Origin of the sequence: Neobacillus drentensis, from assembly GCF_036962765.1 — a bacterium.
Lineage (GTDB): Bacteria > Bacillota > Bacilli > Bacillales > Cytobacillaceae > Neobacillus > Neobacillus drentensis_C.
Genome location: NZ_JBALOS010000095.1, coordinates 4,963 through 14,318 on the forward strand (window position 1 = coordinate 4,963; position 9,356 = coordinate 14,318).

Consider the following 9,356-nt stretch of genomic DNA (forward strand, 5'->3'; position numbering starts at 1 on the left):
GGAGACCCCGCAGAAGCGCGGCGACGAAGATGCTCCCCGGACCGTCCGCGAACCACAGACGCCTGGAGCGGAAACAAACAGGCAATTTTAATAGAGTCTAAAATATAAGGATAATTAAAAGTTTGAGCTTTTCAAATATTGTACTATGATAAATTTAATACCATTGTTTGAGTTGAGCAATCGTATGGTGTAGTGACCCTTACTCTTACACAATTCAGATTACATTTACCTAAGGAGTGTTTATTATGGCACGTGTTTTGTTTATTAATGGTGGAAAAATGAATGAACTCCATAAAAAAAGATGCTTTCACACGGCATCTTTTTTTGAATTCCAACAATTAGTTGAAATCACTTTTCATATAGATAGTAATCCTGAGAATGGTAACTTCTAAATCCACATAATTCATACAGTCTTAAGGCATGGGCATTTTTGGCCTCGACCTCGAGAAAAATAGGCAGCCCTTTTTGATGCTCCATTACTACCACGTTTGTTAACGCTTTTCTCCCAATCCCTCTTCCCTGAAGTTCAGGTAAAACGGTAAAACCATAAATCCACGCCTCTCCATTCGATTCGGAAACGCGCATTTTCCCTGCAGCTCTTCCTTTTGTCTCGATAATGAGGCGGTGATCACTACTGTTATCTCTAATTAGTTGATTAAACTCCCGCGCTTCTTTTTCATTCAATCCAAATCCCAAGACTTCCAGTTGTATTTCGATTTCCTTATCTTCATCTGAAATAGACGGTCTTAGGGTTACCGTGGAATCCTCGATTAATTCTGTTTCCTGCCATTTCATTTGATATTCAGCAACCTCAAAGCTACATGGGAGATTCTTCAAAAATTGCTTGGCTGATTGGGATTCTGTTGGGGCATTTAATAAAATCTTAGAGAATCGTTTTTGGGCCTCGCAAAGTCCCACTTCCATTAAGTTAGAAAATATCCCTTTTCTTCGATAATCCGGGTGCACCATTCCGCAAATCTCTACTTTATCGCCAAACGCATAGCAACCAAGAAAACCGACTATTTTGCCATCTTCATAATGGAAGAAGTCTTCTTTTTTATTCCCTAAGCGATTTTCAAGCATATCAAAATTCAACTTCAGATGAAAGCCTCCCTCATCTTCGCAAACCTTCTGAAGTGCTTTTATTTCTACCAATTGTTCTTTTGTTAACATCCAGTTCACCTCTATTCATCGTCACCTATTCCTATTCTTGACAGTGCGTTGTCATTCCTTCTTTTCCAAAAACAAATTTTTGCAAATAAATAAAGCCACCATGATGGCAGCTAATACGTTTACTTTGCTATTGGGATTTCTAATGTATTTATTTTTGAACCATCCTTTGCTGAGTAAACAAATAATTCCAATGTAAGAGGATTGGTTGAAACTAACGCTTTATCAAACGTAATTTCAAAATCTCCCCAAGCAGGTGCACCTGCTGTCTGGTAATTACTTTCTTTCACCACTTTGTCTCCATCATAAAGAGCATATCGAAACACGCCTTCAAAGACTTGGGCTTTCCCGGTTACAATGATGGTATCTGCGGTTTCCTTGACGACGACATCTTTAAATACTTCATTTTGATATACGTTTTTATCTGGTTCATGGGTAACAGGCTCCTCTGGTTCATGAGTAACGGGCTCTTCTGGTTCATGGGTAACGGGCCCCTCTGGTTTATTGGGCTCAGATGGATTTTCTCCGTTGGGTTCTGTGACAGGTGGTTTTTCTTTGACCACTTCTGGATGTTGGTTATACCAGGCAAAACCCATTGCAGCTATGACGATAACGAGCAAAAACACAAGTTTTTTCATTATTTATCCCGCCTATTTTCTTTTCATTTATTATATTTTATTTGTTTCTCTAAAATCCGTGTTTTGAAAAAGCAAATCCAAAAAAATTTGAATTCTTCTATATTTTTGAGGTTGTAACATGAGAAAATCAATCGGTCTGTTTATTTTTTTATGATCGCTCGATCATGAGGCCTGGAGAGTCCGTTTGGACTTCAAGCTGTAATGGATTAGGAGGACTATAATAAGTGGGATGTTAAAGAGGATGATGGAATTAATACAGGTGTTATAGCTGAAGAAAAGTATAAAAAGTCATGTGCAAGTTAACCAATTATTAAGAAAGAACGGATTTTGTCCTTCCTACCAAGGAAGCACAAAACCCGTCCCTTTTCCTTAACCTTATTACATCTGGCACGGTCCATCTACATAATTCACCGTTATGACATCACAATGTGAAAAGGATCTCAAGAAAATCTGCAAAACAAGTCTGTAGCAACATCATGCAGCTTGATTTATTTTACTTCAGAATCGGTTTTATCTAAGTTCTGCTTCGTTTCGGTTTAAAGGTTTTACAACAGGTTTCGGCTGAATTAGCTGCCGTATCAATATGATTCTTTTCACCTAATTCGGAAGACATTTCCGTATCATATCTTGCATGGTTATCTATTTCAACCATAATTTTTTCCGCAGTACAAACATTTCCTTCTCCATAAAACGTACAGTTGGAGATCGCACAAGATACTTCAACTTTAGGCATTGTATTACCTCCTAGATATTGACCTGTTGCAGTATTATTTTTTGTAAAAACAATTTTTTCATTCACTGGATTTTTACTTATTGAGGTTTTGGAAATAATAAGCTAAGGATTTGAAGAACTAGTTACCAAAAAACGTCACTATCTTATCAAAGTATGAGGAAACATTTTGCCAACGATTTGAAACATATTTTTTTCTCAAAAAAATGAATGCAGAGTAGATGAAACCAAAAGAAAAAAGGATTCGTCTATATTTCCGAGGTGGTAATATGAGGAAATCAATCACTCTGTTTATTGTCATTCTGACCATCCTGTCAGGCTGCCAAACAATAGGCCAACGTACTGTCATTGATTGGGTCGATTTTATTAAGTGGGACAATAAAATGTATGAAGGAATTTATACAGGTATTATGGCTGATCATAAGTTCATCGAAAAAAAACTCGGCGAGGTGAAATTTAAGGTAGCTGATCATGTTTCCGATCTTGAGTATAAAATTAAAAATGGCGATGCTGCTTTCCATGAAAAAGGAACAAACATTTATACGATTAAGGGAGAGCCCAATCTCCTTGCCGTTAAAACCTCTGAGGCCATAAATGGATATAACCTTTACTACTCAAGAGATGAGGAAAAGTTCCACTGGCAATTCCAAGATATGCACTTAGAAAAAGTTAATCGAGTCGAAATTTATCAAGATAACACAACAGGCGGTACCAAACGAATCAAAGAATTAAAAAATCTCGAGCAAATTAGCCAATTTCTTCAAATAGTAAAGACTAGTAAGGCTTCACCCAATTTTCAACCGAATATGGATAATGGGGATCCAGTTGTGTATGAAATGGTATTGTACACAGGTGACCCCGTGGCCTATAAGTTTTCCTTTCAGTTCGATGGACACAGCTATTTCTGGTACCCTTCAGACACGGCCATTTTATCTAATGACATTCAGGCATTTATTCCAAGTAACTAATATGGTATTCACATAAATGAAATGGTCCAAGAAGTTATGGATCATAATCGAAAAGTTGTAGAGCGACTAAGACGGTTACTACATTGAAAAACATTGACCAATCATCTATACAGCTTACCCAATAAAGCGTTATTGCAAATGACAAGAGCGCTTAAAGGTGTTTTATTTATTCTGACTGCATAAGTAATAAGAAAAGTATAAATTTAATACCATTTTTTTCAGTTAAGACAAAAGGCAACGAACCAATTTGGTTCGCTGCCTTTTTTTTAAGTGGTCTTTTAACTTGCTCGTGTCTCTGGTGAAAGGTTGTGAATCTCGCCTTGATTCCTTTTTTTCTTCGATTTAGTTTTTTCAATGCCTGGTGCCTTGATCGTCATCGCGATGAGTAATGAGACAATGCTCAGTACTGCAATAAGCTTAAAGGTAGGTAGGAAACCACCTAAGGCAGAGGCAATAAATGATCCAGAAATGGCGCCAATTCCGAAGCCCTGATAAATGATTCCGTAGTTTTTGCTCTGATTTTTTAACCCAAAGAAATCAGCTACAATCGCAGGGAATATCGTAATGTTACCGCCAAAACAGAAGGCAATTCCGGCTACACAGGCAAAGAACAAGACATAATTAAGTTGGACAAAGCTTAATACTGTCACCGATGCTGCTGTGACAAGAAGTGCACCTGATACCACTCTTAAACGGCCCACTTTATCTGATAATGCCCCGAGAATAATGCGTCCGCTTGTATTAAAGATGGCAACTAATGCCACAGCATTACTTGCAGCTTCAATATCAAGTCCTACTAATCTAACACCAATATCCTTAACAATTCCAATCAAGAATAAGCCACTCATGCAAGCTGTAAAGAAAATGAAAAATAATAGATAAGCCTGCTTTGTTTTAAGCATTTCTTTAACCGTGAAATCTTTTTGGATGCTGCCACCATGGGTTTGCTGCTCCTGACTCATTTTTGCTTCCCGTACAAGGAATGAACCACCCACAACCATAATCAGGACGATTAATCCCCAGTAAAAAAAGGCTTGTGACACACCAACTGATTGGATGAGTGAACCGTTAATGAACTTAAATAACAAACTTCCCGTACCGTACGCCCCTACTGAAATTCCAGAAATAAGTCCTTTTCTCTCCGGAAACCACTTGATTAGATTAGATAAGGAGGTGATGTAAGCTGTGCCGTCTGCTGCCCCAACTACAACCCCTACTAAAATATAAAGCATCCATAATGACGATACCTGGGAACTAAGGATTAATCCTGCCCCGAGCACAAGACCTGCACAACCAATTAAACGGCGAAGGCCCCATTTATCCTGCATCTTCCCGGCAAACAACGTAGCGAATGCCAAGGCGAAGCTTGTAATTGAAAACGTAATAGCAACTGAATTTAACTTCCAATGAAAGAGTTCTACTAACGGCTGGTTAAAAAGACTCCACGTATAGATGGTACCTAATCCCATCTGTACAATAATAGTTCCTAACACAATCAGCCATCGACGATCTGTATTTGATTTCATTGCGATCTCCTCTTTTCTTCCCTATAAAAATGATAATGTTCAACATCAAAAACCTTTAATTGATCTTGTTTATATCATCATCATAGCATCGAAAAAAAGAAAGAAATCGTTTTCAGAATGAGATGCCTATTATTCGGAATGAATGGAGGTTATAGATGCATAATTTGTCGAAACTCTTTCACTTTGCTTCTACTGACTGGAATTTCCTGCGTAAGATCTTTCAGACGCAACATATAGGTTTGATTAAACCAGGGAACAATTTCGCGGATTTTGGTCAAGTTAACCGTATAAGATCGGTGACAACGGAAGAAAAGGTTCTCTGGCAGCAGGGAATCAAACTCCGTAATACTCATCGGCATGGTATACTCCTCCTTCTGGGTATATACCAAAGTAACTTTTTCACTAGCCATCGCATAATAGATATCATTCACATCTGTGACGATAATTTTATCATTCTTTTTCAAATTGATCCGACTAGTAGCCTTCGAAGGGATTTCATTTTGCCATCCTTGAGCATTCAGTTGAGATTCGAGTTTTCTTTCCGGGAGCGTTGTTTCTGTGTGATCTCGTTTATAGGCCGATTCCAGCCTGCTTAACATCGCGGCGATCCGCTTCTCATCATAGGGCTTTAAGATATAATCAAAGGCCTCAAGCTCAAAGGCTTGTGCTGCATGCTCTTTGTAGGCTGTGGTAAAAACAATATAAGGCCTTTTTGTAAATCTACTAATGGTGCTCGCCAACAGCATCCCATCAAGGGAAGGAATATTTATATCCAAAAAGATCACATCTGTATCCTGCTCCTGCAAAAATTTTAAAACATCTAAGCCATCATCAAAGAAATGAGTTACTTCAATTTCACTATAGGCTTCCACTAAATACTCCAGTTCTTCTCGAGCTGGTATTTCATCTTCTACAATAATCGCTCTCATAGGTTCTCCTTTACCATATCAAAAAAAACTTCTGTTCCAGGCGATAGTTGGTGAATGACCAGTCCAAGTCCATAGATGAGTTTCACTCGCTGGTGAACATTATACAAGCCGATTTTGTTGGCCGGGACATCATCATGGAGCAACCTATGAATAACATCCTCGCTAATTCCTGCCCCTGTATCCTTAACACTAATTCTTATTTTATTCCCCATATCCTTAACCGAAATGGTCACCACTCCTGGGCCTTTTATCGTTAAAATCCCATGGATAATGGCATTTTCGACTAATGGCTGGATGAGCAGGCTCGGTATGTTGACACTTACATCGTCAATATCGTATTCCACCGTTAAGCGGCTGCCGAAACGCGCCTTCTCTATCTCCACATAATCACGGACTTGCTCCAATTCTTTATAAATATCAATCAATTCATCACTTACTTCTAAATTGTAACGCATATAGCCTGACAGATTGATGATCAACTCCCGCGCCTTGTCCGGATTCCTGCGTGTTGTGGAGGCAATCGCATTTAGTGCATTAAATAAAAAGTGCGGATTAATCTTCGTTTGGAGTGCTTTCAACTCCGCCTTGTTCGCCGCTTCCTTAATCTGTTCAATACGGGAAACCTCCATCAGTGTGGAGATGATTTGCGATAGCCCAATCGCCATAGTCTGAAGCGAGTAGGTCATTTTATAAGCTTTACGGTAGTAGATTTTAAGTGTCCCTGTCACCTCTCCATGCTCCTCAAACGGAACAATGAGAAGAGAGTGAATTTGCGGTGTATGGTGATCCGCCACTTGATTCCGAATAATGAATTTCCCGTTGTGAATCGCCTCTTTTGTCAAATCACTAATGATTTCCTGTCCGATTTCATATCGCTCTTCTCCAAAGCCTACATAAGCGAGGACATTATGGGTATCTGTAATGGCAACTGCGTCGGCCTTTATATCATTTTTGATAATACCGCAAATCTTCCTCAGGGAATCCGAATGAATGGACCGAAAGTATGGCAGTGTCTTATTGGCGATATCCAATGCTAACTTTGCCTGTCTCGCTGCAATCAATTCTTTTTCACCTTCGACGCTCATCACAAGCAAAACAATTAAGCCAATGTTCACCTCTCCTGCAATCATAGGGAATGCGATTTTAGAAACAATGTCCAAACCTAGTTCAAATGGATTGGCCATCGCAAGAATCAGCACCATAGTCAAAATTTCAGACAACATGCCGGCTGCGATCCCATAAATCCAACGCATGGACCTCTTTACTCTTCGGTTAATATACCCTGAAACAATCCCTGCTAAAATGCTCGTAATGAGACATGGGATCGAAGTGGGTCCACCAATATCAATTACATATCGATGGACTCCTGAAACAATACCAGTAATGATTCCTACCCAGGGTCCAAACAAGATTCCACCCGAAACAACAGCGATAATCCTGACATTCACAAGCGACCCTTCCACATTTATCCCTGAATACGTACCAAAAATGGCAAATAAGCAAAACACAAGGGTAATCACCACACGCTCTGTAGGAGAATGGCGGTCTTTTTGGAGCGATTCCTTAAATCTCGGGATCCGAATCATAAAAAACAGGCAGATCAAGAGCAAGGCAGCCCGTTCAAATAATTGGATTAGCATTTCTAATGATGTGTTCATCTAACGTTCCCTTCTATATTCCTAATACCTAAAATTGGAAAGGCATCCTGGCCATAATTTTTTCCATTCAAATGGCTGTTTTTATTTGTATGATTCCCATAACAAGCATTAATTTTATTCCGTCTTTCAAATTAAAGCAATTCTATTTTGGAGAAATCTAGTGATTATTTCCACTTATCTGCTTGAATTTTATGCACCCAATATCCAATCAAACTAACGCAAGTTTAATAAGAAAAAGTCACTTTTTTCATTTTTACAAATTCTATCATTTAATTGTCTTAAGAATGATGACGATTGTCCATACCACTCTTGTCCTATGACAATATAATAAAATGTACTTATCAGATAATTTAAAATAAAACTGGTAATGCTACATCCTTCATTAAAATACCTTCAAAGATAGGATGACAAAGCTTATGCGAACCATTGTATTTATTGAAACGAACAAATCCGGATCCAGTAGAGAAGCAATAAAAGCTGCAGAAAGACTCGGCTATTTTACGGTGTTATTCACCACTAGACAAAAATTCATTCAGCAAAGAACAGAATTTCCCGAAGTCCATCAAATGATGTTAGTGGAATTATCCAATTATGATGAAATAAAAAATAACCTCAGCCAACTACAAAAACAAGGTAAACAAATAAAAGGCATTTTCAGTTTTGTACATTCATACGTTCATCTAGCAGCAGTCTTATCAGAAGAATTTTGTTCAAGTGTAGTTTCTACTGATGCCATTTCAAAAATGGAAAATAAAGTATTAACTCGTAAGCTTCTCAAAGGACACCTAAATTCTCCCTATTATGCCCTTTATAATCCAGAGGATTTTTCCTTAGAGAATTTTATTGACCAAGCCAAGGACTATTTACCTCTTATTGTAAAGTCTCCCACATCTGCCGGCTCAAAAGATGTTATATTGGCAAATAACGAGAACCAGTTAAAGCTGGCATTACAAGACTTACTAAAAAAAAATGAACAGATTTTACTAGAGGAGTATCTAGAAGGACCCCAATATTTAATGGAAGTTTTAGTACACAATGGAAAAGTTCATATTGTCGCGATCATCGAACAACAGATTACTCTTTTTCAACGATTTATCGTAACCGGATATTGTTTACTACCCTATATCAATCAAAGAATGTACGATCGTATCCTTGAAGCAGTAAGTTCTATCTTAAAGGCTTTTCAAATGAAAAATGGTGCCTGTCACCTTGAAATGCGTTTAGTAAATGGGGTATGGAAATTAATTGAAATTAACCCAAGAATCTCAGGTGGAGCGATGAATCGAATCATTGAAGTCGGATATGGAATTAATTTAGTAGAGGAAACCATTCAATTAATGTTAGGAAATGAGCCTCGCCTTACTAAAAAACACAGAAAGTATGTTTATGCACATTATTTAACAGTTGATTCTAGAGGAAAATTAAATAGGGTAACGGGGAAAGAACTCAGCTCTCAATATCCCGGTGTAGAAGAGGTGTATATAAAACCCCGACAAGGACAGATCGTACGTCCGCCTTTATCAATGGGAGATCGTTGCGGATACATTTTGGCATCCTCAAATTTTAAAATAGAAGCGAAAAGATATGCCATGCAAGCAGCCAGCAATATACATTTCTACATTGACCCCATTTAAGAATACCGAGTGACAAATGAATGATTGAACAAAAATTCTAGTTTTTTTATTAGGAAAGGTTATTTTCGCATAGATTGTTGGTTTTCGTATAAGTTCATCAACC

Annotated in this window: 8 protein-coding genes; 2 read left to right on the forward strand and 6 right to left on the reverse strand. The window is 38.1% G+C overall.

Annotation, left to right across the window (positions count from 1 at the left end; translation table 11 throughout):
- Positions 1-348 precede the first annotated feature (348 nt).
- The 3 genes from V7137_RS13305 to V7137_RS13315 all read right to left on the reverse strand — a co-directional run bounded on the left by V7137_RS13305 (position 349) and on the right by V7137_RS13315 (position 2,541).
- Complete coding sequence (locus V7137_RS13305) at positions 349-1,173, reverse strand: GNAT family N-acetyltransferase (RefSeq protein ID WP_335698535.1); 825 nt, start codon at positions 1,171-1,173, stop codon at positions 349-351.
- Between the two features lie 119 nt (positions 1,174-1,292).
- Positions 1,293-1,808, reverse strand: coding sequence for a Gmad2 immunoglobulin-like domain-containing protein (locus V7137_RS13310; protein WP_335698536.1), 516 nt, complete (start codon positions 1,806-1,808; stop codon positions 1,293-1,295).
- Between the two features lie 514 nt (positions 1,809-2,322).
- Complete coding sequence (locus V7137_RS13315) at positions 2,323-2,541, reverse strand: DUF1540 domain-containing protein (RefSeq protein WP_335698537.1); 219 nt, start codon at positions 2,539-2,541, stop codon at positions 2,323-2,325.
- A gap of 266 nt (positions 2,542-2,807) precedes the next feature.
- Here V7137_RS13315 and V7137_RS13320 point away from each other — a divergent pair, with 266 nt between their 5' ends.
- Positions 2,808-3,506, forward strand: a complete 699-nt coding sequence (locus tag V7137_RS13320; protein ID WP_335698538.1) for a hypothetical protein — start codon at positions 2,808-2,810, stop codon at positions 3,504-3,506.
- A 278-nt stretch (positions 3,507-3,784) separates the two neighbouring features.
- On the opposite strand, the gene V7137_RS13325 is transcribed toward V7137_RS13320, so the two are convergent.
- The 3 genes from V7137_RS13325 to V7137_RS13335 all read right to left on the reverse strand — a co-directional run bounded on the left by V7137_RS13325 (position 3,785) and on the right by V7137_RS13335 (position 7,619).
- Entirely contained in the window at positions 3,785-5,032 is a 1,248-nt protein-coding gene (locus tag V7137_RS13325; RefSeq protein WP_335698539.1) for an L-lactate MFS transporter, read from the reverse strand.
- A gap of 149 nt (positions 5,033-5,181) precedes the next feature.
- Positions 5,182-5,961 (reverse strand): LytR/AlgR family response regulator transcription factor, encoded by a 780-nt coding sequence (locus tag V7137_RS13330; protein ID WP_335698540.1) that lies wholly within the window; start codon positions 5,959-5,961, stop codon positions 5,182-5,184.
- Complete coding sequence (locus tag V7137_RS13335; RefSeq protein ID WP_335698541.1) at positions 5,958-7,619, reverse strand: sensor histidine kinase; 1,662 nt, start codon at positions 7,617-7,619, stop codon at positions 5,958-5,960. The genes V7137_RS13330 and V7137_RS13335 overlap by 4 nt, the downstream gene beginning before the upstream one ends.
- A 416-nt stretch (positions 7,620-8,035) precedes the next feature.
- Here V7137_RS13335 and V7137_RS13340 point away from each other — a divergent pair, with 416 nt between their 5' ends.
- Positions 8,036-9,253 (forward strand): ATP-grasp domain-containing protein, encoded by a 1,218-nt coding sequence (locus tag V7137_RS13340; RefSeq protein WP_335698542.1) that lies wholly within the window; start codon positions 8,036-8,038, stop codon positions 9,251-9,253.
- Positions 9,254-9,356 lie beyond the last annotated feature (103 nt).

Bases quoted from the DNA above. Each gene is read 5' to 3' on its own strand.
- V7137_RS13305 (WP_335698535.1), bottom strand. From the start codon at position 1,173: ATGTTAACAAAAGAACAATTGGTAGAAATAAAAGCACTTCAGAAGGTT.
- V7137_RS13310 (WP_335698536.1), bottom strand. From the start codon at position 1,808: ATGAAAAAACTTGTGTTTTTGCTCGTTATCGTCATAGCTGCAATGGGT.
- V7137_RS13315 (WP_335698537.1), bottom strand. From the start codon at position 2,541: ATGCCTAAAGTTGAAGTATCTTGTGCGATCTCCAACTGTACGTTTTAT.
- V7137_RS13320 (WP_335698538.1), top strand. From the start codon at position 2,808: ATGAGGAAATCAATCACTCTGTTTATTGTCATTCTGACCATCCTGTCA.
- V7137_RS13325 (WP_335698539.1), bottom strand. From the start codon at position 5,032: ATGAAATCAAATACAGATCGTCGATGGCTGATTGTGTTAGGAACTATT.
- V7137_RS13330 (WP_335698540.1), bottom strand. From the start codon at position 5,961: ATGAGAGCGATTATTGTAGAAGATGAAATACCAGCTCGAGAAGAACTG.
- V7137_RS13335 (WP_335698541.1), bottom strand. From the start codon at position 7,619: ATGAACACATCATTAGAAATGCTAATCCAATTATTTGAACGGGCTGCC.
- V7137_RS13340 (WP_335698542.1), top strand. From the start codon at position 8,036: ATGCGAACCATTGTATTTATTGAAACGAACAAATCCGGATCCAGTAGA.